A 25,559-nucleotide genomic window follows, 5' to 3' on the forward strand; every position below is an offset into this window, starting at 1 on the left:
CCGTCGCCGTGCACCAACTGCCGCACCCGCACCTGCTCATCGAGATCCAGGCCGTCGCCGTGGCACCGGCCGACGCCCCTACCCGGAAGGAGTGACACCCGTGAGCGACATCGCCGAACCGGTCAACTTTCCCAACTGGGTCAGTGAGAACGAGCATCTGCTCAAGCCGCCGGTGAACAACAAGCAGCTGTTCCCCACCGGCGACGATTTCATCGTGCAGGTCGTCGGCGGCCCCAACCAGCGCACCGACTTCCACGTCGACCCGTACGAGGAGTTCTTCTACCAGGTCAAAGGGAACATGCACGTCAACCTGATGACCGACGACGGGCCGCAGACCGTACACATCCGGGAAGGCCAGATGTGGGTGCTGCCCGGATTCGTGCCGCACTCGCCGCAACGCCCCGAAGCCGGCTCGATCGGGGTGGTCATCGAACGGGTCCGCGAGGAGGGCACCCTGGAGAAGTTTCAGTGGTACTGCCTCGACTGCGGCAACCTGGTGCACGAGGTGGAGCTGCAGGTGCGCGACATCGTCGCCGACCTGCCGCCGGTCTTCACCGCCTTCTACGGCGACGAAGCCGCGCGTACCTGCGACAAGTGCGGTGCCCTGCACCCGGGCAAGGGCTGATCGTCGCCGTGACCGACGCCGGGCAGACCATCGACGTCCACACCCACCTGGTGCCCAGGGGCTGGCCGGATCTCGCCGCCGCCTGCGGCGGAACCGGCTGGCCGTGGCTGCGGGTCGACTCCGAACGCGCCGCCATGATCATGGTGGGTCAGACGGAGTTCCGGCCGGTCGGCCCGCAGACCTGGGATCCGGCCACCCGGCTGTCCGACATGGATGTCGACGGGGTCGACGTGCAGGTGGTCTCGCCGACGCCGGTCTTCTTCGCCTACGACCGACCGGCCGACCAGGCGGTCAAGGTGGCCCGGATCTTCAACGACCTGACCCTTGAGGTCACCGCCGCCGGTGGTGGCCGGCTGGTGCCGTTCTGCCAGGTGCCGTTGCAGGACCCGGACGCCGCCTGCGCCGAGCTGGACCGTTGCCTGGCCGCTGGCCACGCCGGGGTGGAGATCGGCAACCACGTCGGTGACCGTGACCTCGACGACGCCGGCATCGTCGCCTTCCTGCGACACTGCGCCGACGTCGGCGCGCCGGTGTTCGTCCACCCGTGGGACATGCCGGACGGGCCACGGCTGGACCGGTGGATGGCCCGCTGGCTGTCCGGCATGCCTGCCGAGACCCACCTGTCGATCCTGGCGCTGATCCTCGGCGGCGGCTTCGACCAGCTGCCCCGTACGCTGCGGATCTGCTTCGCGCACGGCGGCGGCAGCTTCCCGTTCTGGCTGGGCCGCGCCGACAACGCCTGGCACCGCCGGGGCGACGTGGTACGGGGCCGGTCGGCGCACCCGCCGAGCCACTACCTGGACCGGTTCTACGTCGATTCGGTGGTGTTCGACCCGGCGGCGCTGCGGCTGCTGGTCGACACGATGGGTGCCGACCGGGTGCTGCTGGGCAGCGACTACCCGTACCCATTGGGGGAGCGGCCGGTCGGCGCGGTGATCGACAAGGCGGACTTCCTCATCGCCGACCAGCGGGTCGCCCTACGTGGCGGCAACGCCCGCCGCTTCCTCGAGTCGGGGGCGGGCTGAGTAGTGCCTGCAGGATCGTGCCTGAGCCGAGAGCGGTTGTGGCCACGAGCGCGGCGCTGCCGCCGATCTCCACGTTGTAGACGATGTTGAGGTGCCAGGGTACGAGTCCCGGTGTGCTGAATCCGGCGAGCACGATGAACGTACAGATTAGGGCGAGAACCGTCGGCCCGATACGGGCGATGGCCCACCAGAGGCCCAGTACGGTGCACCAGGTCGTGAAGAAGCCGACAATGTCGATGGACGGATGGATCAACGGGGAGGCGAGCCATGGGCTCAGCAGACCTACACCGGTGATGCCGACCACCCAGATCGCGTGTGCGGGCTGACTACTGCGGGACCGGGTCGCCTCCAGGTGCGGTGTCCGGGAGGTCAACGTGCCGGCGAGAACACCGGCTGGCAGGAGCAGGAGAATCACGGCGACCGTGTCCAACGCCGCGCTGCCCGGCGGGGCGAACTGCAGGCCGGTGGCCGAGACCGTGAACCGTGATGCGGTTGCGATGAACAGCCAGATCAGCACGTAGCTGACGAGCCCGCGGACGGTAACGCCCCGCGCCGTCGCAAATGCGCGGAGAGCGAACGCAGCTGAGGTTCGGTGCGGACGGCTCACCGGGCCGGAACGGCCGTGCAGGTCAGAACCGACTCGGTCGACTCGCTGAACCATTCCTGTCGTTCCTCCTCGACCAACCGGACGAAGCTGCCGGCGGTACGCGCCGCCTCCTCGTTCTCGATCAGGATCGAGTCGAGGCTCGGCTCGCCGGGAAAGTTCGTGCCGTCGGTCGGCAGACCGTGGCTGGTGAGCCACCAGTGGTAGAGCGCGGCGGCGGTGGTCAGCCCGACGTCTTCGGCTGCTGTCGGCCTCGCCATGCAGGGCGCAAGGAAAAGTGCGAACCCGACGTTGGCGGTGAGCGTCGCAGAGTCGATCTCATGCGCGGGCGAGGTGTTGCGCTTCACGATGGGCACGATGACCCGCCGCGCGTCGGGACCGGACCCGGGAAGGTCCGCCCCTGGGACGGCGAGGTGTTCGTCCATCACGACGACCATGGCGGACAGATCCAGACCTTGCACCGGCTGTACGGATGTGACGATCTCCCGTTGATACTCGGGCAGAATGTGGTCGTGTGCCCGGTCGACGCAGACCCGTGGCTGTTCACCCGAGCAGGCAGCGGCGTACGCCGCCGGCACTTCGATCCGCGTACCGACGGAGAGTAGCGCCACGGCGGCGGACAAGCTGGCTACGACGGCGCTGGCGTAGGCGAGGCGTAACGCGTGGAGCGACAAGCCGAGCAGAGCGACACCGAGCATCATCCAGAGCACTGCACGGGACACCAGAAGCTCAGCCGGAAGCCTGAGGTAGGTGCGATCCACCTGATCTGTCCACAAAAGATCCATGTACGCGATCTGGCCGCTGTACGCCTCGGCGTACACCACAGCCATGTAGATCAGGTACGGGGCCACGGCCGCCGCGACCGGAGCGATCCTCGGCGGGGCCAGCCGCCCGAGGAGGGCGCCGATTCCCACCGCCAGCGGCACCGACGCGGCAGTCGGGAGCAGTTCGACGATGTCGAGTCCACCGTGTGTCGCGCTCGTCGCGGTCGCTGCGGCAACGTATCCAGTCACCACGGTGTAGCCGGCCAAACTCCCGGCCGCGACCGTGGCCAGGCCGGCGAGGTGGATCCGAGCCTGGGATCGGGACGACGCACGCAGCAGGTCGTCGTACCCGCGGCTGCGGGGTGCCGCGAGGATCAGGGCGGTGGCTCCGGCAGCGATGCACGCGCCCCACACCCCTGCCCAGCCGATCACGACGCTGCTGTTCGCCCAATGGCCGGACCACCGTTGCGACTTCGACGCCACCGAGGCGATGCCCTGGATGATGGTGATCCCCGCGACGCCGAGGAAGAGGGCGATCCGTCCCGCTGCGAGACGGCGGGAGACGATCACGACACGGTCCGGTCGAGTATGATCTGAAACCCTTCGCGGAGCGCCGACAGGCCCTGCTGCTGCGACAGTCCGGCCAGATCGTCGATGGTGCCCGTCCACTGGACGCTACCCCGGTCGATGACGACGACCCGGTCAGCCAGCGCCTCCACGTCCTCCAGCAGGTGGGTAGCGATCACTACCACCCGCTCCGATCGAATGCGTCGGACCAGGCCGTGGAACGCGTCCCGCTGTTCGGGATCCAGGCCGGCCGTGGGCTCGTCGAGGACGAGAACCTCAGGCTCGGCGACGAGTGCCGCTGCCAGCCCGGCCCGACGTAGCTGTCCACCGGAGAGCGTCTGTAGAGGATTCCGTGCCTGCTCGCTGAGGCCCGTGGTCGCCAACGCGTCAGCCACCTGCCTGGTCAGCTGTCTGCCGGGTACCTCTTTCAGCCAGGCCGCGTACGCCACGAACTCTGCGGTGGCCATTCGGGGCGGGAATCCGAACGTCTGCGGGAGCCACCCGATGCGCCGCAGCGCGGCGCGGGTTGCCCGGCTGTGGCTGCCCTGAGCCGAGCCGTTCAGCCGGACCTGCCCGCCGCTGGGGGCGGCGGCGCCGGCCAGGATTCGGATCAGGGTCGTCTTGCCGGCGCCGTTCCTGCCGAGGAGCACAGTCGCCCCCGGCTCGAAGGTCGCGCTGACGCCCCTGAGCACTGGCTTGGAGCCGTACCGGAACCCGACCTGATCAACCTCGAGCATGCTGCCCCCGAATAGTGGTGCTGGCCGGATCTGTTTGAGCTGTGCGGAGACGTGGCGCCTCGGTCGGAGTCAGGTTGCTGCCGGCGGGTGCCCGGCGGCGACCTGCTGGAGCAGGGTGGCGAGTTCGTGCAGCAGCTGTGGCGGGCAGTCGGCGAAGGGGCTCGCCTCCAGCGTCGACGCGATGATCTCCTGGCGTACCTGTCGGCCCTTGTCGGTGAGGGCGAGCACCCGGCCGCGTCGGTCGATGGGGTCGACGCTGCGCTCGACCAGTCCGCGCTCGATCAGCTGGTTGGCGATGAAGCTGAGGTTGGGGGCGTTGCAGTACAGGCGCTCGGCGAGCGCCTTCATCGACGGGGCCGGTCCGGTCGGGTCGATCGCCCACAGCGCCTGCGCGGTCGCGTTGGTCAGCCCGTGGGCGGTCAGGGCGGGTTCGAGCCGGTCGCTGGTCGTCATGAAGATCTCGTGGTTGGCGCGGATGGCGTCGACGAGGTCCCGGTGGTCCACCGGCTGACGGTACCACTTGCGCTTCGAGTCTCGAACTATTACGGTCTGGAACGCTTCGAGTCTCGAAGTATGTCGTCGGAGCCGAGGAGCCCACAGCATGTCCCAACTGGCCGAACCGCTCGAACTGCCCAGCGGGCAGGGCCTGCCGAACCGGATCGCCAAGGCCGCCATGGAGGAGTTCCTGGCCGTCGACGGCCAGCTGCCCGGCACCGAGCTCGCCACGCTCTACCAGCGCTGGGGTGCCGGCGGAGCCGGGTTGCTGATCACCGGGCACGTCATGGTCGACGAGCGGGCCCTCGCCGACCCCTCCGACGTCGTGCTCGCGGACCGTACCCCGCTGGAGCCGTTCCGGCGCTGGACGGCGGCGGCGACCACCGGCGGTGCCCGCGTCTGGATGCAGATCAATCACCCGGGCCGGGTCGTCAACGCGGACATGCCGGGCGTGGCCTGGTCCGCATCGGACGTACCGGTCGACGCCGGGCGCTACTCCCGGTTCTTCGCCCGGCCCACCGCGATGACGCCCGAGCAGATCGACGAGGTCGTCGCCCGGTTCGGCCGTACGGCGTACCGGGCGGTCCAGGCCGGGTTCGACGGAGTGCAGATCCACGCAGCGCACGGCTACCTGCTCAGCCAGTTCCTCTCACCGCTGACCAACCGGCGTACCGACCGCTGGGGCGGCGACCTGGGCAACCGTGCCCGACTGCTGATCGACGTGGTCACCGAGGTCAGGCGCCGGCTACCCGACGGCTCGGCGGTGGCGGTCAAACTCAACACCGCCGACTTCCAGCGCGGCGGCTTCGACCCGGACGACGCCAGGCAGGTGGTCGGTATGCTCGCTGACGCCGGTGTCGACCTGGTCGAACTCTCCGGCGGCTCGGTGGAGAGCCTGGCGACCCACGGTCACTCCGCCGACGGGCGGACCCTCGCCCGCGAGGCGTACTTCCTCGACGCCGCCGCGACGATCATCCCGCAGGCCCCGGTGCCGGTGATGCTGACCGGGGGCGTGCGACGCCGCGCCGTCGCCGAGCGGGTACGTGCCCAGGGCGCGGGGGTCGTCGGAGTGGCGACGGCGCTCGCCGTGGATCCGGAGCTACCGCAGCGCTGGCTGCGCGGTGCGGAGGCGGCGGTGCCCGTGCCGGGCCCGCGCTGGAAGGACAAGCATCTGGCGGCGGCGGCCACCCAGTCCGTCGTCCGCTGCCGGCTCCGGCAGGTCGGCCGGGGTGCTACCAGTGCCGGCCGAGTACATCCGGTCGTCTCGCTCGCCAACGAGCGGCTGCGGCGAGGCCGGTCGCTGCGGCGCTACCGCCGGTGGCTGGCAGAACCAGCGACGATGGCGGGTGCGCCCGCCGCGCGATGACCCGCCGCGCGATGACGCGACCATCGACCGTGGATCGGAGCCGGCCCGACCTGGGCACGGTCGTGGCGCCGGTCAGCGTACGGACGTGGTCTTGGCCAGGGTGACGAACGCGGACCAGGCGGCGGGGGCGAAGGTCAGGGTGCCGCCGTCGCGGTCCTTGGTGTCGCGGACGTGGACCCGGCCGGGCACGTTGTCGGCGACCTCGACACAGTCGCCGCCAGCGGGGTTGCTGCGGGTCGACTTGCGCCAGCGAGGGGTGGTGCTCAGCTCCATGTCTGCACCGCTTTCAGGATCATGTCGTGCGACTCCTCGACAGGAAGAGCATAACTGCGGACACCTTCCCAGGACCGCTCCAATGTCTGCACATCGGCGGGGTTGCTCACCACGTCACCGCCGAAATGGGAATCGACGTAGCCGAACACGTGGTCGTCCACGGTCGCCAACGCGAACGATCCGTTGAGCCCGTGGTAGGCGTCGGCGCTACCGGGCACCACGTGCACCCAGACGTTGGGGCGCGCCGCCACCTCGGCGAGACCGCGCAGCTGCTCGGCCATCTGCTCCGGGGTCCCCACCTGGCGGTGCAGCACGCTGCGGTCGATGACGGCGATGAACTCGGCCGGGTCGTCCGCGCGGGTGAGCACCTGCTGGCGGGTGAGCCGGTTAGCCAGCCGGGTCGGCACGTCGTCGACCGGGCCGACGCGCAGCAGTCGTTCGGCGTACTCCCGGGTCTGCAACAGGCCCGGGACGACCGCGAGCTGAAACGACCGCAGCAGGGTGACCCGCTCCTCCATGTCGGCCCACGGGCGCAGGAAACCGGCGAAGGACATCCCGCGCGCCTCGGCGGAGGCGCGCTGCACGCGGTCGCCGCTGCCCAGCACATCGTCGAGGATCTTCGCGTTCTGCTGCACCGGGACCAGGCGGCCGTTCTCGTAACTGCCGATCGACGACGCGCTGAGCTGGATCAACGCGCCGAGCTGCTGCTGGGAAAGCCCGCGCTCGGTGCGCAGGGTGCGAATGATGCGGTGCACCTCGTGCATTGTCGGATCCCCGATCTGCTGATGGTGGGGCGGTGCGTCGAATGCCACCCCTACCTCTATCAGTACGACGGATCGGAGTCCATGATGGAGATAGGATGAATTCCGGATAGTTTGTGTGATCGATATCGGGTTCTGTCGGATGGGGTTCTGTCGACCTGTTGACCCGTCGACCTATCGGGCGTCGAGCCGAGCGACCCGACGGGGTCCGGCGGTCCGCCGGTAGCTGGCGTCGAGCAGCTCGCCGATCTCCGCCCAGTCGGTGTCGTCGGCCAGGTCCACCCCGACCCAGCCGGAGCTGGCCAGGTACGCCGGGGCGTAGCAGCGCGGCTCGGCCAGTAGCGCCGCCCGCTCGTCCGAGTCCACCAGCACCAGTACGGAGTGATCATGCTGCTGGTAGACCCCGTCGACCTTCACCGAGCCGCCGTAGTAGGCGAACACCTTGGTGGTGTAGAACGCCGGATGCCCATGCGAGATCTTCTCGGCGGCGTCGGGGAAGGCCAGCGCGAGCCGGCGTACCTCGGCGAGCAGCGGGTCGGCGTCGTCGAACATGATCGGATGCGGCATAGCGGTAGGTAATCACACCCGGCTGACACTTCGGCCCCGGTCACCTGGCCGGGCGGGCCTGCCGGTCCGGGCGGGCCGCGACCGGGATCTCCAGGACAGTGACAGCGGCACCGTCGCCGTCGACCAGGTGATCCTCCGTCGTGGGACCGGCGACCGTGAAGTGGTGGCGGGGCAGCCAGGCGAACAGGTCGAGTCCGGCGCGGACCACGCCGGTCGGCGGCACGACGGCCCGGACCACCGTACGGGCGGGCAGGTCCAGCCGCTCGCCGGGCCCGCCGGTCGTCACCGCCGCCCGGAAACTGGTCGCCGGCCGGCAACGTAGCCAGGTCAGCAGCACCGTCGGCGGTTGCGGACACACCGCCGCCAACTCGGTGGGATCGGCGACCGTCAGGTGCCGCACCCGCAGCCGGCGGGCACCGACCCGGGCGACCTGCGGCAGCACCGACGCCGTACCAGTGAGGTGGTCCTCGGCGGCGGCGATCGTCGCCGTCCGGGCGGCGATGTCGTCGCGCAGCGCCGCCACGGTCTCGGCCAGGGCCTGCCGCAGTTCGGCGTCCGGGGCGTCGAGGAGGTCGGCGATCCGGCGCAGCGGCAGCCCGAGCCGTTGCAGGCCACGGATGCGTTCCAGCCGGGTCAGCTCGGCCGCACCGTACCAGCGGTAGCCGGTGTGCTGGTCGGTCACTGCCGGCGGCAGCAGCCCGACCTTGTCGTAGTGCCGCAGGGTGCGCTCGGACACCCCGACCATGCGCGCCAGCTCACCGATCCGCCACACGCCGGTGCCTCCTGCCCCGCTGTGTTGACTCTGCACCTGCGGCAGGGTTCTAGCGTGCCGCCATGAGTGCCGTTGAACGTGATTACGCTGCCCGGTTGACGGGCGTACTGCTGCTGGGGTCGTTGCTTGCCATGCTCGCCGGTGTCGGCATCGCCGTGCCATCCGGGTTGACCCTGAATCCGGCCGATCCGGCCGTCGTCCTGGCGGCGGTGCACGCCCGGGTCGAGCTGCACCTGATCGAGCTGGCGTTCGACGTGATCGGCTGGCTGGCCCTGCTCGCCGCCGGTCTGGTGCTGGCCGCGCGAACCAATGGTCCTCGCGCACACCTGTCCGTGTTGGCCGGCGGATTGCTGTCCGGTGCTGGCCTGGCCGGGCTGCTGCACGACGCCGGGAACCTGGCGGTCACCCAGCTCGCCGCCGCCCCCGCCGAACCGGCCGCCGCAGCGGTCGCGGAAGGCGTGCTGCTCACCGCGAAGTGGCTGGTCAACCTGGCCGGGCTGCTCTGGGCCGCCGCGACCCTGGCGGCCGCGTCCGGCATCGCGTTCGGTCCCGATCGACCTGGGGCTGGTCGCGCTGCCTCCGCCGGAGCGGCTCTACCACGGCACCACCGCCGCCGCGCTCGACTCGATCCGGGCCACCGGGCTGCACCGGGCCCGGCGGCACCACGTGCATCTGTCGGCGGACACCGACACGGCCCGCCGGGTCGGTGCCCGGCGAGCCGGTGGCGTCGTAATCCTCACCGTCGACGCGGCGGCGATGGCCCGCGATGGTCACCTGTTCTACCGCAGCGCCAACGGGGTGTGGCTGACCGACGCGGTGCCGCCCCGCTACCTGGATATCTGAGCGCCGACGCGGGCCTCGATGGTCGCCATCAGGTCGGCCGGAAGCAGACCGGCGGCTGCCGCCGCAAGGCATTCCCGCAGCTCGGTGCGGTTCTTCACGCCGAGGACAACGGTGTCGACGCCGGGCATCGACAGCGTGTACCGGTGGGCCAGCGAGGCGGCCGACTCACCCAGCTCGCCGGCCAGCTCGCGCAGCGGCGCGGCCCGCCGGAAGTCGACCATGGTCGGATGCTCCGGCGGCAGGTCCCGGTCGACGGCGTCGGTGAACGCGCCGGCCGCGACCGCGCGGATGCCCATCACTCCGACGCCGTGCCGGCCGGCGGCCGTCAGGATGTCGCGTGGCCGGGAGCCCCCGCTGCCGGGCATCAGCAGATCGCCGGGGGAGTCCAGCAGGTTCGTCACACACTGGGCGACCGCCGGGGACGGCTGATCGCCGAGTACGCGGATGATCACGTCCGGCTCCTCGACGGCGGTGATCCCCCAGGCGCCGATCCGGCCGCGCCGGACCAGGTCCTCGAACGCCGGCCGGACGGCTTCGGTGAACAGGTCGGCGGAGGTCACCCCGGTGGTGCCCGGCGCGGCCTGTGCAACGATCGGATTGTGCAGCAGTAGCGCGTCGACGAACGACAGTCGCATCCGCTGCAGGCTGTCGTCGAGGGACTTCTCCAGCAGGGCCGCGACGTCACCGGCGGCCGGGTTGCCCAGCCCGCATTTGGTGACGACCCGTACGCCGGCCGGCAGGTTGCCGTCGAAGGCCGCGCCGACCACCCGTTCCGCTTCGCCGTCGCCGTAGCCGGGAGCGACGTCGAGCAGGTCGATGCCGGCGTCGACCGCCTCCCGTACGGTCGCCACCGCCTCGTCCCGGTCGGTGACGCCCCAGACCTGGCCCAGCCCGCCCCCACCGAGGGTGAGGACGCTGACCGGTCCGACGCTGCCGAGATGTCGCTGATCCATCGTCATGTGCTCCTTCCGATGATCCTGTTGCGACTCAGGATTGCACCTGGAGCGCGCTCGAGGTCAACCGTGGACCGGCTCGGTCACCTATGAGGTGATCGCGGCTCGGCGTACGTCTATGAGGCGAAAGCCACCGGCTACTGCGTACCGGCCCCGGCGCCACCGTCGTACACCGTTGCCCGCTCGGCTACCCGGCAGGGCAGCGGTGCCACCTCGACCAGCGCGATCCAGAACGGGGCCCAGGCTGCCCGCGCTGACATTCTCGCCGTCGGCGTCGCCTGCGCGAACTGGGCGACGAATGCCAGCGATGTGTTCACCGCGCCGGACGGATCCTGGCATGTCTACAACGTCACGGTCGGCGCGCTCTGCACGAACTGACAAGCCCCGGCATTCGGCAGGCTGGGATGCGACACCCGCAACGCACTCGGACAGTCGTCAGCCCGTCGCAGTCGACGTGACCGCCGGTCCGTAGATCAGCTCGCCCGCCGACGCCCGATCTGCGGGTTTAGCAGCGTACGGGCGAACGCGACGTCGGCGGTGGTGACCCGGAACCAGGCGTCGATGTGCGAGTTGCCGGTCGTGAACTCGGTCGTGTCGGTCAGGTCGTACCGATAGCGACCCACGGAAGTTAGTGCGACGTGTTGCTTGACTTAGTCGGGAAGCTAAACAAAACTGGGGGCGCGCTTCCATCGACGGTCCTCCCACGGCACCTGCGGTCACCACTCGGGCGGCCGGCAGGTCCAGTGTGACCTCGAAAGGAACGCAGACCATGCCACGAAGAGCCCTCGTGTGCTCGCTGTTCGCCGCCTTTGCCATGGCCCTGGGCCTGGCGGTGACGGCGGCGCCTGCGGCGTCGGCCGCCGACCCGGTCCGGATCATGCCGCTCGGTGACTCGATCACTGCCGGCCCCGGCTGCTGGCGGGCCCTCGTCTGGGACCAGTTGCGCAGCGCCGGGCACGCCGACATCGACTTCGTCGGCAGCGCCTCCGACGGCGGCAGCTGCAACTACGGCTTCTCCTACGACCCCGACCACGAGGGCCACGGCGGCTTCTCGGCGGTCGGCATCGCCGACAACAACCAACTGCCGCCGTGGTTGAGCGCGGCGGCCCCGGACATCGTCGTGATGCACCTGGGGACCAACGACCTGTGGGGCGGCTGGCAGTCGATGGACACCATCATGGCCGCGTTCACCAAACTGGTCGGGCAGATGCGGGCGAACAACCCGGACATGAAGCTTCTGGTCGCGCAGATCATCCCGCATCATGGCTGCACGACCTGCCCGGCCGACACGGTGACGCTCAACAACCGGATCGCCGCCTGGGCCACCGGCCTGACCACCGCCCGGTCGCCGATCGCCGTGGTAGACCAGTGGACCGGATTCGACGCCGCGACGGACACCGGCGACGGCGTACACCCCAACGACGCCGGGTTCCGCAAGATGGCCGACCGGTTCGCGCCGGCGATCGCGCGACTCCTCGGCACCGTGACCCCGACGCCGACGGTCGCGCCGACCACCCCGCCGCCCAGCGGGGACTGCACCGCCACCTACCGGGTGGTCAGCCAGTGGAACGGCGGCTTCCAGGGTGAGGTGAGTGTCCGCAACGCCGGGTCGGCGGCGACGTCGGCGTGGACCGCGACGCTCACCCTCGGCGGCGGTCAGCAGGTCAACCAGGCGTGGAACGCCACCGTCACCCAGACCGGGGCGACGGCCACCGCCCGCAACGTGAGCTGGAACGGCAGCCTTCCGGTCGGCGGCTCGGCCAGCTTCGGGTTCCTCGCCTCCGGTGTCGGCGACGCTGCGGTGTCGGCGGCCTGCACGCTCGGCTGAAGCCCCGGCCCGGGCGGGCCTGCACGGTTGGCAGGATGGGCCGATGATCGAGCAGCGTCGTCGGTCCGGCCCGTCGTCCACCTCGGGTGTCGGCCGGGCCCTGCGGGTGAGGTCGCCGTACTGGTTGGATCGGCGGCGGTGGTCGGCTCGGTGCGCCTGACCCCGACCACCCGGCGGTACGCGTTCGGCCTGATGCCGATCGGTGATGCGTTCCTGGCCTGGTCGAAGTCCGCGCGATCGTGGGTCGTCGCCACAGATCCGCCGCCGGGCCGCGTGCGGGAAAGCGGTGAGTCGGTGAGTCGGCGAGTCGGCCGACAACGGCGTACGCCCCGAGGGGTCACCTCGGGGCGTACGCTCGGGGCGGCTCACCGTCGACGGGTCATCTACCGGTGAGCCGGGTCACGGGTCAGCTGGTCTCGAGCGCTCCCGCCGATCGGCCGCACACCTGGCGCAGCGCCCAGTCCTCGACCCGTACGTCACCGGCGGTGACCTGGGTCTGGCGGGTCTGCGGCATGTAGCCGTCCTTGGCCACGATCATCGTGACCGGGTTGTGCCGGTGGTCGAGCCAGTGGGCGTAGCCGCCGTCGGCGTCGGTGGTTAACGGCAGCTCCATCGTCCACGTGCTCAGCTGCACCGTCGCCCCGGTGATCGGGGTCAGGTCGCCGTCACAGCCCACGGCGGAGACCGTACCGGTGATCTTGCCCCAGGTGTCCGGCGGGGTGACGGTCATCGTCACCGGCACCGTGTCCACCGCGTACGGCGTGTCCTCGAAGACGGTGACGCCGGTGGTGTAGGTGCCCGGCTGGGCCACCTCGGCGGTCAGGGTCAGCGTCACCGTGAGGCTCTCTCCGGGGGCGATCGTGGCGGTGCCCGGGTCCACCGTCAACCATCCGGTGTCCGTCATCGACCCGCACTGGTCGAAGCCGGGCAGCAGTTCCACTGTGTTGGTCGGCTGGAATCCGGAGATCGCCGATCCGCCGACCCGGTAGAGCCCGCAGGCGCTGCCCGGCCGGAAACCGGGGCTGTTCGCCGTCGGCAGGCTCGACCACGCGTCGGTCGCCGGGTCGTAGGCGTACCCCTCGTTGGTGATCGCCTGGGTGCCGGTGCCGCCACCGGAGATCAGCAGCTGGTTGTCGGCGGTGTGGTACGCCGAACCCCACAGGTTCACCGGCAGGTCCGCTACCTGCGTCCAGGAGTCGCTGGCCGGGTCGTAGGAGTAGCTGGCGGTCACCGGCTGGCTGTTGGACAGTCCACCGGCACAGACGATCCCGCCGCTGACCGCGCCGCAGGACTGCCAGGCAATCGGCATCGGGTAGCTGGCGACGGTGTCCCAGGCGTCGGCCCGGGGGTCGTAGCGGAACACCTGGTCGCTGTACGGGGCACAGCTGGTCGTGGTGCAGCCGCCGACCACGTACAACTCGCCGTCGAGCACCGCCGATCCGGCGGCGGCCGACGCGGCCGGCACGTCGGCACCCGTGCTCCACCCGCCGGTGGCCGGGTCGAAGATCAGCGTGTCGGTGTTCAACGTGCTCCACCCGCTGACCAGGTAGACCATGTCGTCGATGACGCCTTCGGCGGCCTGGCTGCGGGCACCGTGCGGCATGTCGTCGAGCCGGGACCAGGCCTGGGTGGCCGGGTCGTAGACGTACCCTTCGGCCAGCGACGACGATCCGTTGGACCCGCCGAACGAGTACAACTTGCCGTCGACGGTGACCGCGCTGTTGTCCATCACCGTCCGGGGCAGCCCCGGCAGGCTGAGCCACGGCTCAGCCGCAGGGGTCGCCGCCGGTGCGGCACCCGGTCCGAACACCGTCGCCGACGCGGCCCCGGCGAGCTGCTCGATCGGCGCGTCCAGCGGAATCCGGCGGGTCGGTGCCCCGGCGGCCGCCGCGATCTGGCGCGACGCCGCTCGCGAACCGTCGGCGCGCTGGATCTCGAACTCGCCGGCTCGTTCGCTGAGCTCCACCTCGGCGGGCGCGCCGCCGGTGTTGGTGACCGTGACCTCGGCGGTCGTCGCTCCGCCGAGCTGCACGGTCGCCTCGACCGGCGAGCCGGTCACCGTCAGTCGTCCGGCCGCCAGCTTGTAGTTGTGCCGGGTGACCCAGTCCTCGGTGACCTCTGCCCATCGGGCCAGCTCCGCGTACTGGTTCACCGAGGCGGTGATCCGGTGCCGGCCGGCGGGGGAGAACAGGGCGTAGAAGCCGTCGTCGAGGTCCGGGTCCTGCGGCGTCGCGACGGTACGGGTGCCGACGGAGCCGTCCACCGGCGTCACCTCGGCGTCGGCCAGCCCGGCGCCGGTGTTGGCGTCCCGGACGAAGCCGACGGCCAGCCCACCTTCGACCTTGACACACTCGAACTCGGTCTCGGCGATCCAGTCCACCGCGTTGCTGAAGACCCGGGCGCTGTCGTCGTGCCAGGTCTGCGGCCCGGTGTTGTAGCTGGCGGCGTGCATCGACAGCAGCACGTGCCGGTTGTTCGTCCGCTGCTGCACCCCGATGCCGACCCCGACGGTGCCGACTTCCGAGGTGACGGCGTTGGCGACCACCATCCGACCCTCGCCGCCGTAGGCGTCGAAGAAGCCGTAGTACTTGGAGTAGTTGTCCGTCTCGTCGAAGGCGATCCGTCCGCCGAGCGGGAACCCTTCCACCACCGGGTGTTCCTGCATCACCTGGTACGACAGGTCGCCCTCGGTGTCGTAGACGATGCCGCTGCTGCGGGCCCCCGGGTTACCGGTGTACTGGCTGAGCAGGTAGATGCCGTTACCACCCACGTTGGACCAGGTGTCCAGGAACAGCACACCCACGCCGGCCGCGTCGGTGTCCGCCAGGAACCGCAGGAACGTCTCCTCGCCGGGGTTGCTCGGCCGGTTGACGATGATCGCGTCGTAGCCGGACACGTCGGTGTCCCAGCCGACCTCGGTGGTCGGGACGCCCTGGTCGTCGAGGAAGGTGCCGATCTTTCCGGCTTCGTCGCCGAGCACCCCGATCCCGGCGGAAAAGGCGTAGCCAGGTGCGGAGGCGCACCGCTGCACCGGCGCGGCAACATCCATGGTCCGGTTGCCGCCGTGTACCTGCACCGGCTGCTCGACGGTGCCGTAGCCGTCGTACTGCGGCTCCACCACCAGGGTGTACGTCGCGTGGGTCGGCAACACCAGCCGGTACCGGCCGTTGAACGGGTTGGTGAACGTACTGACCTCGGTGCCGGCCACGCTGACCTTGGCGTACAGCGGCCAGCCGTGCCCGGAGCCGTCCCGGACCAGTCCGCTGAGCGTCATCGTCGGCAGCGCGGTCAGCGCGACGTCCTCGACGGTCGTGGCGCCCAGGGTGATGGTCACCTCGGTGCTCTGCTCGGCGTAACCGAACGCGGTGACCGTCACCGGGTAGGTCCCGACGGTCAACCGGGCCGAGTAGGAGCCGTCCGCCGCGGTGACCCGCTCCCGGACCGTCTCGCCTTCGATGGTCACCGTCGCGCCCTCGACCGGCGCGCCGGTCGCCGCGTCGGTGACCGCACCGGACAGGGTGCCGGTGTCACCGACCGGAGCCGCCTCCAGCAGCGCCAGCGCGTCGAGGCGGCCCTCGCCGTACACGTTGTTGTCCGCGCCGGTGCCGCCGCACTGCGGGTCGGCGGTGTCGATCGCGGTGCGGTCGAACAGTTTCCGGGTCGCGTCGGTGTCACCGATCAGCGCCGGTGCCGCCGACCACAGCAGTGCCGCCGTGCCCGCGACGTGCGGCGCGGCCATCGAGGTGCCGTCGGTGGCGCGGTAGCCGCCTGGAACGGACGAACGCACGTCTACGCCAGGGGCCGAGATGTTTGGCTTGAACTCGCCGTCCTGGCCCGGACCGCGGCCGGAGAAGGAGCCGATCTCGTTGTCGACGTCGTACGCGCCGACCGAGTAGTTCACGGAGCGGCTACCGGGCGAGCCACTGGACTGGCAGCCCTGCGCGCCGCTGTTGCCGTTGGACCAGATGCCGAGGATGCCGGCGGCGTCCCAGGCCAGCGACACGTCCTCCATGAAGGGGTCCAGCGAGGGCTGCGTACTGCCCCACGAGTTGTTGATGATGTGCGGACGTTTGCCGGCGTCAGGGTTCTGCCCGTCGAGGTCGGTCGGTGCCAGCAGCCACTGGCCGGAGGCGACCAGCGCCGCGTCGGTCGGGCAGCAGCCGTTCGCCGCGATCCAGTTCGCCTCGGGCGCGACGCCGATCCGGTTGCCGGTGCCGCCGTCGCCGACCATCGTGCCCATCGTGTGGGTGCCGTGCGAGCCCCGGTCGCACGGGGCCGCGCCGCACCGGCTGTCCGCGTCGAACCAGTTGTAGTTGTGGTCGAACGTGCCGTCACCCAGGTTGCCCCGGTACTGGGCGACCAGCGCCGGGTGGTCGAACTGGACACCGGTGTCCAGGTTGGCGACGGTGATGCCGGCGCCCTTGGTGCCGAACTGGTCCCACACGTCGTCAGCGTTGATGTTGGCGATGCCCCACTCGACATCCTCGGCCTGGGTCCCACGCTCGTCCGCACCGTCGGCGTCGTCGCGGGCCGGCTCGCCCGGGGTCGGCTCGATCAGCTGGTACTCGACCGGCTGGTAGAGGCCTTCGACGTCGGGCCGGGTCGCCAACTCCTGGGCCAGCATCGACGATCCGTCCCGTACGTAGATCGCGTTGCTGGCCCAGAACGCCTGGTAAGTCACGCCCTCGGTGTCGAGCAGGTGTCGGACACTGGTCTGGCTGGTGGCAGCGGTGGTCCGCAGCGTCTCGGCGACCGCCTCGCCGCGCGCCGTCCAGTCGTCGATCTGCCGCGCCTGCGCCAGGTCAGCCCGCTCGGCGAACCGGATCCACAGATCGGTGGCGCCGTCGGACTCCAGCGACCGCTCCAACTCGGGCTGGATCTTGTCGGCGACGCCGCGCGCCGGGTCACCGCCCGGATCGGGGCCGGGCCGGGGTGCCGCCGCCGCCGGATTCGGCGCGGCCAACGCCACACCGGCCAGCAGCACCAGCGACATCGCTCGTGCGATAGGTCTCATTGGGGGTTCCTTCCGTGGGATCGGCCACGCGGGTGGGCACGCCGTGCCCCTCACAGGGGTTGGTACGGGTCACGGCGTTCCGCGCTGCAGGTCGCGCAGGTACCGGTGCCACCGTCGGGTGCCGCGTCCGCGCCCGCCTCGGGTCCGCCCGCCTCGGGTCCACCGGGAACGGGTCCACCGGGTACGAGTCGGTCGGATTCGGGGTCGGGTTCGGGCGCGGGTTCATCCGTTGACCGCCCTGGTGGCTCGTGCATGCAAGTCATGCTGCTGAGCCGGCGGATCGTTAGCTATCCAGTAGATACGTCAAAGAATCGACCGGTCGCGGTCGATGTGCCCGATCCGGTTTCGACCGGGTTGCCGGGCCGTTTCAGTCGTCCGCCGCAAGGACGCCGGCCTCCACGGCGGCGACCGCCAGCGCGGTACGGCTGGACACCCGCAGCTTGCGCATCGCCGATCGGAGCTGCTGATCCACTGTGGCCGACGACTTGGCGAGGATCCGGCCGATTTCCCGGTTGGTGTGCCCGGCTACCACCAACCGGACCACGTCCAGCTCGCGCGGGGACAGCCGGTCGCCGTACCCTTTGCGACCTCCCCGCCACCGGCGCGGCACCTCCCCGCCGTGTTCGCGCAGCCGTCGCGCCACCCGGTCGGCGGCACCGCGCGCGCCGAGGTCGGCCAGACCGTCGTACACCTCGACCAGCAGCGCCCGTCCCGGCTCGGCCCGCTCGGCGGCCAGCAACGCCAGTGCCTGCCGCTCCCGGGCGAGTAGCGCGTCGTACGGGCGGGGCAGCGCCGCCCACGCGCGGGCGGCCCGGTCGAAGCCGGCCGCCGCCCGGTCATGGTCACCGGCTGCGTCGGCCAGCGCGGCCCGGCACACCGCCAGCGCGGCCGCCGGGCCCGGCGCGGCCCGGCCGCGTAGCCCGCCGGCGAATCGACGCACGAGATCGGCCGCCTCGCCCGGCTGGCCGGCGGCGAGCAGCGCCGCCACCCGCGCCGGGGCGATGTCGGTGGCCCACACCCAGACCCGCTTGGCGGCGACCGCCCCGATCGGACCATCGGTGACCCGCACCGCCCGATCGGCCTGCCCGTCGTCGAGCCACAGCCGGGCCAGCATGGCGGCCGGCTCCACCGTGTCGTCGACCGCGCCGCGCCGGGCCGCCTCGTCCAGCACCACCTGGAACTGCTGCTCGGCGTGGCGTAGCTGACCGGTGGCTGCGGCCAGCCGTCCGGCCAGCCGCAGACTCCCCAGATAGACGCCCGGCCGGTCCCGGTCCACCTCGGCCAGTTGGGCGGCCCGGTCGGCCAGGCCGTCCCACCGGCCGGTGAGCCAGTCCAGGTTGGCCTGTTCCACCAGGACGTTGTAGCGCAGCCGGACCAGACCCTCGGCGTCGGCGAGAGCCAGCGCCACCGACAGGTGCCGCCCGGCGTCGGCGTACCGGCCCCAGATCAGCGCCCCGGTGCCGACATTGGCGTGGATCCGGGCGATGTCCCGCCGTTCGGCCGCCGCCGCGCCGTCGGTCGGCAGCCCGGCCACCACCTCCCAGGCCTGCGGCTCGCCGAGCATCAGCAGCGCCGCCGCCCGGTTACCGGCCAGCGACATCCGGTCGGCGGCGGACGGGATCCGCGGGATCAGCTCGGCGGCCCGGTGCAGCCACCGCAGATGGGTGGCGGCCGGCCACGGGCCGGCGTACGCCCAGCCGAGGTAGGTCATCGCACGGGCCGCCTCCACCGGGTCGGCCAGGTGCTCCACCGACCGGCCGAGTTCGGTGAGCGCGGCCTGTGCCTCACCGCCGATGATCAGCAGCCGGCCCAGCGGGTTGCGGATGTCGGCCTGCTGCCGCGCGGTCAGCTGGGTCGACTCCAGCACGGCCCGCAGGGTGGCGACCACCCGGTGGTATACGTCGTCGACCGGTTCGCGGCGGCCGAGCGCGGCGACGGCGGCGGTACGGGCGATCCGGGCCCGGTCCGGTGCCGCCAGTTCCGCCACGGTCAGCAGCTCGTCGAGGGCGACCGCGGCGGTGGTGTGGTCGCCGGAGGCGATCATCCGATCGGCGGCGGCCTCCGCGTACCGGGCCCAGCGCGCCACGTCACCCGCCTCGCGGAAGTGTCGGGCCAGCTGGGCGACCGGCGGCGGATCCAGACCCTCGACTGCCTGTCCGGCCCGCAGATGCAGCGTACGCCGCTCGGGGTGCGCGATGGCCTCGTAGACGGCGGTGGCGGCGAGGGCGTGCCGGAACCGCCACCGACCGCCGCCGGGGTGGTCACGCTCGTCGCTGTCCAGCAGACCGGCGGTGGCCGCCTCGGTCAACCCGGCCCGGCAGGCCCGGGTCAGCAGGCCGGCAGTGGCCGCCAGGGTGGCCTCGTCGGCGGGTTCGCCGAGTACGGCGGCGGCGCGCAGCACCCGCTGGGCGGCCTGGGTCAGCCGCCCGACCCGTTCCCGGGTCGAGTCCCGTACCGACGCCGGCACCTGCAGCTCACTCAGGCTCAACCGCACCCAGCGTCCGTCCCGGAACACCACGTCGGTCCGGTCACACAGCAGGCGTACCGACTCCTCGACCATCAGCGGTACGCCGCTCGTGCGCTGGTGCAGGAAGGTGGCGAACTCAGTCGACATGGGATTGCCGTCCAGCATCGACGAGACCATCGCCGCCGTGTCGGCCACGTCCAGCGGCGCCAGGGTGATCCGCAGCCGGGCGCCGCCGCCGGCCGCCGGCCGGGACAGCCGCAGCAGCAGCGAGCGGTCGTCGACTTCCTCGGGCCGGTAGGTGACCAGCAGGCTCGGCCCACCGGGGGCCGGTCGGGCGGTGAGGAACACCAGGAACTCCTGAGTGACCTCGTCGGCCCAGTGCGCATCCTCGACGACGAGCAGGTCGACGTCGAGCGCACGGATCAGCTCGTCCAACGCCCGGAACAGCCGGTGCCGGGCCGCGGTTGCGTCGTCCACCGGGTCCAGTGGCGGTGGCAGCTCGGCCGACCATTCCGGCAGGAGCGGGCGCAGTGCCCCGGCCAACGCGCTCAGCCCTACCCCGGTCAGCCGTGGCCGGACATCGCGCAGCGCGTCCACGATGGGCGCCAGGGTGAGCGATTCGCGTAGCGGTGGGCAGACCGCCAGCAGGGTGCCGGGGCGCAGACCGGCCCCGGCTGCCGACGTCTCCCGCACCAGCCGGCTCTTGCCGATCCCCGCCTCACCCTCCAGCAGGACCACCGCCGGGGGACGGGTGAGCGCTGTGGCCAGCGCCGCCACCTCACCGGACCGTCCCACCAGCCGTGGCGTGGCGATCGGCATCGCCGTGCCCGCCGCCGCAGCGTGCCCGTTCACCCGCATCGTCTGAGCGTATCCCGCACGTCGGATGCCGTAGCGAGCCGTCGATGTCGCCCTGGCCGGCGCTCTGGGCAGCCAGCCCTTGTCGTGATCCGGACCGTGACGACCCTGGTGACCACGGTCGCCGTTCGACTATTGTCGAGGCGGATTCAGGATTCGCCCGACGTCCGGGTCGACCGCTACTCGAATCCACCCGGTCTGTTCGCTCCGCACCAGATCCACGCTCCTTGTCGATGCCCGTTGGGTGTTTGCTTCTCGTGCGCGGACCGGGTTGTCCATCCTGATCGAGACAGGAGTTCGGCACGTGATCAGTAACGCCATGCTGCAGCAGGCAGGTGCCATTTTGGGGCAGGTCGTCGACGGCGTGAACGTTGTCGTCGTTCCGCAGTCGATGTCCGTCGGTACGGCCGAGAACCCGGCCATCTGTCTGAAGTCGGCGATTCAGGTGACCTGGGTGAAGAAGCAGATGGCCGCGCCCGAGGTCCGCAAGTACGTCGAGGACGACGTGGACTGGGACGGGATCATCGACACCGTCGCGGTGGACACGCTGGTGATCCAGGAAGGGGTTTTCGACGGAACCATGGCCTACCGCTCAGCGGTGATCTGGCACGAGCACGGGCATGTCCTGCACGGCAAGACCGAAAACGGGAACGTCTACCTGTACGAGGTCACGAGTCTGGCCAATGCCGTAGATGTGCTGGACAACGAGGAGATTCGGAACGTTCTGGAAGCGAGGTCCGGAGCGTATCGGGCGGCGGTGGAACCGGGCGTCGCGGCGCTGCGTCAGTTCCTGCAGCAGAATTGGCAGATCACGCTGTAGGAGGGTCGGCGATCTGGGTGCCGGACCAGCGCGGCAAGGCACTCGACACCCGGATCGACCGCGACTCACGCGGCTGCCGTGGGACCGGAGTCCACCGCGTGGGCAGCGTGCCCGGCGGTGCGGGTCACTACGGGTCACTACAGGTAACTGCAATGTGCGGGTCAGTCCGATTCGGGTCGCAACACGATCCGGGCGAGCAGTTCTTCGCCGTCACGGAGTCCCGGACGCCGACCTCGGCGTCGACGTCGAGACTGGACAGCTCGACCTCGTCGCCGTCGTCGATCACCCGGCACTCGTCGGCGCAGGTCCAGTCGAGGACGAAGCCGTCCACCGACTCGACGCTGATCGTGCACCGCCCGCCCCGGGGCCGCGTAGCCAGCCGGCGCGTGGGCCGGGTCGCCCCCACGGGCCACGGCGGCCGTCCCACCAGCCGGGGCGGTCGTCGCTGGAGAGACCGAAGTCGCTCCGTTCGCTCCGGTACCGGCGGTGTGCAGCCCACCGCGTTCGACGATCACCGCCAGGTGTGCCGGTGAGCCGCTGCACGGTGGCGGCGGTGCCGAGCTCGGCCCGGACCTGGGCGACGTGCACGTCGACGGTGCGGGTGCCGGCGTGGGCGGCGTACCCCCAGACGGCGGAGAGTAGCTCCTCGCGGGTGTAGACCCGTCCGGGCCGGCGCATCAGGTGGTCCAGCAGGTCGAACTCGGTGGAGGTGAGGGCGACCGGGTGGGCGTCGGCGGTGACGGTGCGGCGGGCCGGGTCGAGGGTGACGCCACCGACGGTACGGACCGGTTCGCCGCCGGGCGGGCCCAGGCTGCGGCGGCGGATGGCCCGCACCCGGTCGACCTCGTCGTCACGGGCGGTGAGGAAGGCCACCGCTCCCGCGCTCTGGGTGACCGTCGACCAGGTCGGTGTCGGGCGCTACCAGGTGCGGTTTCCACTGGCCGCCTCACTCAACGGTGTCGCTCACGTCACCACGGTCGACAACGCACCACGATGGTGGCAGGTGGTCTCGAACGTTGCCGCCGGACCTGACCACATGGTGATCGTGCAGTGCTACCGGCCCGGTGGCGTACCGGACAACGCCCGGTTCGTCGTCGACTACACCTCCGCCTCCGGGATGCTGCCGCCGGGGTCGGACGCGTTCGGCTACGTCAGGGCGAACCCGGTCGGGGCGATGCGGTCGTCCTACAACTCGATCGGTGCCGGGAACGCGGTTACCCAACTCGGCACCGGCTTCTACGAGGTGAAACTCAACGGACTCGGCACCGCCCTGCTGGACGGCAACTTGCAGGCAACCGCCGAGCACCCGTTCAACCCTCGGCGGTGCAAGATCGCCCAGTGGTCCCCGCTTCGCCTACCTGCTGAGTTCGCCCTTCGGCGGGTCGACCAACTTCAACTCCGCCGGTGGGGCCAACAGCATCGCGGTCTCCGGCGTCGGGCAGTACCTGGTGACACTGCCGTCGGTGGGTGTTCCGGCGAGCACCGTGCAGGTCACCGCGCTCGGCACCAGCCCGGACTACTGCAACCTGCAGACACCGTGGGTGCTGTCCGCTAACCCGGCGCTGGTTCGCAACGTGATCTGCTTCAACGCCGGAGGTTCGCAGGCACCGAACAACTTTTTCCTCACCTATTCGTCGAGCACCTGACCGGTGAGGGGTCGGGACGGCAACCGTCCCGACCCCTCGCGTGCAGACCGACCGGTCAGGCCAGACCCGCCCGGCGCAGCGCGTCGGCGAGCGCACCCTCGGGCTGGCCTCCGCCGCGCTGGCCACCCCGGCGGTCCTTGCCACCCCGGCCGCCCTTGGCGTCGCGGCCCTGCTGCCGGGGCTGCCCGCCCCGGCCGGGGCCGCCGCCCCGGCTGCCGTCCGCGCCGTCGCGCTGACCCGGTGCGCGGCCGGCACCCGGCTCGTCGTCCAGCCGGAGCGTCAACGAGATCCGTTTGCGGGCGACGTCCACATCGAGCACCTTCACCCGGACGATGTCACCGGGCTTGGCCACGTCGCGCGGATCCTTGACGAACGTCTTCGACATCGCCGACACGTGCACCAGACCGTCCTGGTGCACCCCGACGTCGACGAACGCGCCGAACGCGGCCACGTTGGTCACCACGCCCTCCAGCACCATGCCGGGCCGCAGGTCGGCGAGGGTCTCCACACCGTCGGCGAAGGTGGCGGTACGGAACGCCGGACGCGGGTCGCGGCCCGGCTTCTCCAACTCGGCGAGGATGTCGGTGACCGTCGGCAGACCGAACACGGCGTCGACGAACTTCTCCGGCCGGATTCGGCGCAACGTCTTCGTGTCGCCGATCAGCGTCCGCAGGTCACTACCGGTGTCGGCGAGGATCCGACGGACCACCGGGTACGCCTCAGGGTGCACACTGGACGAGTCGAGCGGGTCGTCACCGTCGCGGATGCGCAGGAAGCCGGCGCACTGTTCGAACGCCTTCGGCCCCAGCCGGGCCACCGTTCGCAACGCCTCCCGGGACCGGAACGGCCCGTGCGTGTCGCGGTGCAGCACGATGTTCTCGGCCAGTCCGGCACCGATGCCGGAGACCCGGGTCAACAGCGGTGCCGACGCGGTGTTCACGTCCACCCCGACCCCGTTGACGCAGTCCTCGACCACGGCGTCGAGCGAGCGGGACAGCTTCGTCTCGGAGATGTCGTGCTGGTACTGCCCGACACCGATCGACCGAGGGTCGATCTTGACCAGCTCGGCGAGCGGGTCCTGCAACCGGCGGGCGATGGAGACCGCGCCGCGCAGCGACACGTCGAGGTCCGGCAGCTCCTGAGAGGCGTACGCCGAGGCCGAGTAGACTGATGCGCCGGCCTCGGAGACCATCACCTTGGTCAGCTGCAACTCGGGGTGCCGGGCCATCAGGTCAGCGACCAGCTTGTCGGTCTCCCGCGAGGCGGTGCCGTTGCCGATCGCCACCAGGTCCACCCGGTGCGCGGCGGCCAACTTCGCCAGCGTGTCGACGGAGGCGTCCCACTGCCGGCGCGGCTCGTGCGGGTAGACCGTCTCGGTGGCCACCACCTTGCCGGTTGCGTCGACCACGGCCACCTTCACCCCGGTGCGTACGCCCGGGTCCAGACCCATCGTGGCCCGGCTGCCGGCCGGCGCGGCCAGCAGCAGGTCCCGCAGGTTGGCGGCGAACACCCGGACCGCCTCGTCCTCGGCCGCCTGCCACAACCGCATCCGCAGGTCGGCGCCGAGGTGGATCAGGATCCGGGTACGCCACGCCCAGCGGACCGTGTCGGCCAGCCATCTGTCCGCCGGCCGACCCTGGTCGCTGATGCCGAACCGGCCGGCGATGATCGGCTCGTAGCTGCTCGGCCCGGCGACGGCGTCGGCCGGCACCTCCTCCGGCTCCATGGTCAGGTCGAGGACCTGTTCCTTCTCCCCCCGGAACATGGCCAGCACCCGGTGCGACGGCAGCCTGGTGAACGGCTCGGCGAAGTCGAAGTAGTCGGCGAACTTGGCCCCCTCGGTCTGCCGGCCCTCGCGTACCCGGGAGGTGAGCCGGCCCCGCGACCACATCCGCTCCCGCAGCCCACCGATCAGGTCGGCGTCCTCGGCGAAGCGTTCCACCAGGATCGCCCGCGCGCCGTCGAGCGCCGCCGCCGCGTCAGCCACACCTTTGTCTGCGTCGACGTAGCCGGCGGCCGCGGTCCGCGGGTCCTGACCCGGATCGCCGAGCAGCAGATCCGCGAGCGGCTCCAGGCCTGCCTCGCGGGCGATCTGCGCCTTGGTTCGCCGCTTCGGCTTGTACGGCAGGTAGATGTCCTCCAGCCGGGCCTTCGAGTCGGCCGCCATGATCTGCGCGGTCAGCGCCTCGTCGAGCTTGCCCTGGCTGCGGATCGACTCCAGAATCGCGTCGCGGCGCTCGTCGAGCTCGCGCAGGTAGCGCAGCCGTTCCTCCAAGGTACGCAGCTGCGCGTCGTCGAGCATCCCGGTGGCTTCCTTGCGGTACCGGGCGATGAACGGCACCGTCGCGCCGCCGTCGAGCAGTTCGACGGCGGACGCCACCTGCCCGGCCCGTACTCCCAGTTCTTCGGCGATCCGCTGATCAATCGCTGTGGTCACGTCGCGTGCCCCGCTCCAACTCCCGGCTGCCGGGCGGGGGTGCTCCCGCCCGGCCCGATGCCTGTGGCCGGCACCCGTCCTGCGGCCGGTGCCGGGGACCACGGTGGGTGGTCCGGGGAGCATTCTGCCGGCTACCGGCG

General features: G+C 71.1%; 22 protein-coding genes and 2 pseudogenes. 8 read left to right on the plus strand and 16 right to left on the minus strand.

Annotated features, from left to right (window positions below; all coding sequences use genetic code 11):
• The 3 genes and pseudogenes from ACFHWU_RS21285 to ACFHWU_RS21295 form a co-directional block, all read left to right on the plus strand.
• Positions 1-95 (plus strand): annotated as a pseudogene (locus ACFHWU_RS21285) (RidA family protein); the annotation flags it as partial.
• Positions 96-100: 5 nt separating this feature from the next.
• Positions 101-625, plus strand: a complete 525-nt coding sequence (locus ACFHWU_RS21290) for a 3-hydroxyanthranilate 3,4-dioxygenase (protein ID WP_123601006.1) — start codon at positions 101-103, stop codon at positions 623-625.
• Positions 595-1,650, plus strand: a complete 1,056-nt coding sequence (locus ACFHWU_RS21295) for an amidohydrolase family protein (RefSeq protein WP_416591396.1) — start codon at positions 595-597, stop codon at positions 1,648-1,650. The genes ACFHWU_RS21290 and ACFHWU_RS21295 overlap by 31 nt, the downstream gene beginning before the upstream one ends.
• Here the strand turns inward: ACFHWU_RS21295 and ACFHWU_RS21300 are convergent.
• The 4 genes from ACFHWU_RS21300 to ACFHWU_RS21315 form a co-directional block, all read right to left on the minus strand.
• Entirely contained in the window at positions 1,580-2,167 is a 588-nt protein-coding gene (locus tag ACFHWU_RS21300; RefSeq protein ID WP_416591397.1) for a hypothetical protein, read from the minus strand. The genes ACFHWU_RS21295 and ACFHWU_RS21300 overlap by 71 nt on opposite strands.
• 86 nt (positions 2,168-2,253) lie before the next feature.
• The gene (locus ACFHWU_RS21305) at positions 2,254-3,588 is read right to left on the minus strand and encodes a hypothetical protein (RefSeq protein WP_416556742.1); all 1,335 of its coding nucleotides are present in this window, start codon (positions 3,586-3,588) and stop codon (positions 2,254-2,256) included.
• Positions 3,585-4,322 carry an ATP-binding cassette domain-containing protein gene (locus ACFHWU_RS21310; protein WP_416556741.1) on the minus strand — a complete coding sequence of 246 codons (738 nt, stop codon included), beginning with the start codon at positions 4,320-4,322 and terminating at the stop codon, positions 3,585-3,587. Before ACFHWU_RS21310 ends, ACFHWU_RS21305 begins: the two co-directional genes overlap by 4 nt.
• Before the next feature lie 69 nt (positions 4,323-4,391).
• Positions 4,392-4,826 carry a MarR family winged helix-turn-helix transcriptional regulator gene (locus ACFHWU_RS21315; RefSeq protein WP_416556740.1) on the minus strand — a complete coding sequence of 145 codons (435 nt, stop codon included), beginning with the start codon at positions 4,824-4,826 and terminating at the stop codon, positions 4,392-4,394.
• 97 nt (positions 4,827-4,923) lie between these two features.
• Here ACFHWU_RS21315 and ACFHWU_RS21320 point away from each other — a divergent pair, with 97 nt between their 5' ends.
• Positions 4,924-6,183, plus strand: coding sequence for a hypothetical protein (locus ACFHWU_RS21320; protein ID WP_416591398.1), 1,260 nt, complete (start codon positions 4,924-4,926; stop codon positions 6,181-6,183).
• A gap of 72 nt (positions 6,184-6,255) precedes the next feature.
• On the opposite strand, the gene ACFHWU_RS21325 is transcribed toward ACFHWU_RS21320, so the two are convergent.
• The 4 genes from ACFHWU_RS21325 to ACFHWU_RS21340 all read right to left on the minus strand — a co-directional run bounded on the left by ACFHWU_RS21325 (position 6,256) and on the right by ACFHWU_RS21340 (position 8,592).
• Positions 6,256-6,456 carry a DUF397 domain-containing protein gene (locus tag ACFHWU_RS21325; RefSeq protein WP_289206738.1) on the minus strand — a complete coding sequence of 67 codons (201 nt, stop codon included), beginning with the start codon at positions 6,454-6,456 and terminating at the stop codon, positions 6,256-6,258.
• Positions 6,447-7,211 (minus strand): helix-turn-helix domain-containing protein, encoded by a 765-nt coding sequence (locus ACFHWU_RS21330; RefSeq protein WP_416591399.1) that lies wholly within the window; start codon positions 7,209-7,211, stop codon positions 6,447-6,449. Before ACFHWU_RS21330 ends, ACFHWU_RS21325 begins: the two co-directional genes overlap by 10 nt.
• A 180-nt stretch (positions 7,212-7,391) precedes the next feature.
• Positions 7,392-7,784, minus strand: coding sequence for an MmcQ/YjbR family DNA-binding protein (locus ACFHWU_RS21335; protein ID WP_416591400.1), 393 nt, complete (start codon positions 7,782-7,784; stop codon positions 7,392-7,394).
• 40 nt (positions 7,785-7,824) lie between these two features.
• The gene (locus tag ACFHWU_RS21340) at positions 7,825-8,592 is read right to left on the minus strand and encodes a MerR family transcriptional regulator (protein ID WP_416556737.1); all 768 of its coding nucleotides are present in this window, start codon (positions 8,590-8,592) and stop codon (positions 7,825-7,827) included.
• A gap of 321 nt (positions 8,593-8,913) precedes the next feature.
• Between ACFHWU_RS21340 and ACFHWU_RS21345 the strand changes: the two genes are divergently transcribed.
• Positions 8,914-9,399: an RNA 2'-phosphotransferase gene (locus ACFHWU_RS21345; RefSeq protein ID WP_416556736.1), complete on the plus strand. Its 486-nt coding sequence runs from the start codon at positions 8,914-8,916 to the stop codon at positions 9,397-9,399.
• On the opposite strand, the gene ACFHWU_RS21350 is transcribed toward ACFHWU_RS21345, so the two are convergent.
• From ACFHWU_RS21350 to ACFHWU_RS21360, 3 genes are all read right to left on the minus strand, one after another.
• Positions 9,384-10,352, minus strand: coding sequence for an aldo/keto reductase (locus ACFHWU_RS21350; protein WP_416556735.1), 969 nt, complete (start codon positions 10,350-10,352; stop codon positions 9,384-9,386). The genes ACFHWU_RS21345 and ACFHWU_RS21350 overlap by 16 nt on opposite strands.
• 137 nt (positions 10,353-10,489) lie before the next feature.
• A complete protein-coding gene (locus ACFHWU_RS21355; protein ID WP_416556734.1) occupies positions 10,490-10,669 on the minus strand; it encodes a hypothetical protein in 180 nt (59 codons plus the stop codon).
• Positions 10,670-10,825: 156 nt separating this feature from the next.
• Positions 10,826-10,975 (minus strand): hypothetical protein, encoded by a 150-nt coding sequence (locus ACFHWU_RS21360; protein ID WP_416556733.1) that lies wholly within the window; start codon positions 10,973-10,975, stop codon positions 10,826-10,828.
• 146 nt (positions 10,976-11,121) lie between these two features.
• Here ACFHWU_RS21360 and ACFHWU_RS21365 point away from each other — a divergent pair, with 146 nt between their 5' ends.
• On the plus strand, positions 11,122-12,180 hold the full coding sequence (locus ACFHWU_RS21365; RefSeq protein ID WP_416591401.1) for a cellulose binding domain-containing protein: 1,059 nt from the start codon (positions 11,122-11,124) through the stop codon (positions 12,178-12,180).
• 406 nt (positions 12,181-12,586) lie between these two features.
• On the opposite strand, the gene ACFHWU_RS21370 is transcribed toward ACFHWU_RS21365, so the two are convergent.
• Together ACFHWU_RS21370 and ACFHWU_RS21375 are read right to left on the minus strand one after the other, a co-directional pair.
• A complete protein-coding gene (locus ACFHWU_RS21370) occupies positions 12,587-17,194 on the minus strand; it encodes a S8 family serine peptidase (RefSeq protein WP_416591402.1) in 4,608 nt (1,535 codons plus the stop codon).
• Positions 17,195-17,561: 367 nt separating this feature from the next.
• Positions 17,562-20,519 (minus strand): AAA family ATPase, encoded by a 2,958-nt coding sequence (locus tag ACFHWU_RS21375; protein ID WP_416556730.1) that lies wholly within the window; start codon positions 20,517-20,519, stop codon positions 17,562-17,564.
• A gap of 301 nt (positions 20,520-20,820) precedes the next feature.
• On the opposite strand from ACFHWU_RS21375, the gene ACFHWU_RS21380 reads away from it, so the two are divergent.
• Positions 20,821-21,336 (plus strand): hypothetical protein, encoded by a 516-nt coding sequence (locus ACFHWU_RS21380; RefSeq protein ID WP_416591403.1) that lies wholly within the window; start codon positions 20,821-20,823, stop codon positions 21,334-21,336.
• A gap of 127 nt (positions 21,337-21,463) precedes the next feature.
• Here the strand turns inward: ACFHWU_RS21380 and ACFHWU_RS21385 are convergent, their stop codons facing one another.
• Together ACFHWU_RS21385 and ACFHWU_RS21390 are read right to left on the minus strand one after the other, a co-directional pair.
• Positions 21,464-21,667 (minus strand): hypothetical protein, encoded by a 204-nt coding sequence (locus tag ACFHWU_RS21385; protein ID WP_416591404.1) that lies wholly within the window; start codon positions 21,665-21,667, stop codon positions 21,464-21,466.
• Between the two features lie 194 nt (positions 21,668-21,861).
• Positions 21,862-22,209 (minus strand): annotated as a pseudogene (locus ACFHWU_RS21390) (winged helix-turn-helix domain-containing protein); the annotation flags it as partial.
• Between ACFHWU_RS21390 and ACFHWU_RS21395 the strand changes: the two are divergent.
• Positions 22,196-22,891 (plus strand): hypothetical protein, encoded by a 696-nt coding sequence (locus ACFHWU_RS21395; protein ID WP_416591405.1) that lies wholly within the window; start codon positions 22,196-22,198, stop codon positions 22,889-22,891. The pseudogene ACFHWU_RS21390 and the gene ACFHWU_RS21395 sit on opposite strands and share 14 nt — an antisense overlap.
• Before the next feature lie 146 nt (positions 22,892-23,037).
• Here ACFHWU_RS21395 and ACFHWU_RS21400 read toward each other — a convergent pair whose 3' ends face one another.
• A complete protein-coding gene (locus ACFHWU_RS21400) occupies positions 23,038-25,419 on the minus strand; it encodes a Tex family protein (RefSeq protein WP_416591406.1) in 2,382 nt (793 codons plus the stop codon).
• Positions 25,420-25,559 lie beyond the last annotated feature (140 nt).

The organism is Micromonospora sp. LOL_015 (assembly GCF_048060275.1).
Taxonomy (GTDB): Bacteria; Actinomycetota; Actinomycetes; order Mycobacteriales; family Micromonosporaceae; genus Micromonospora_E.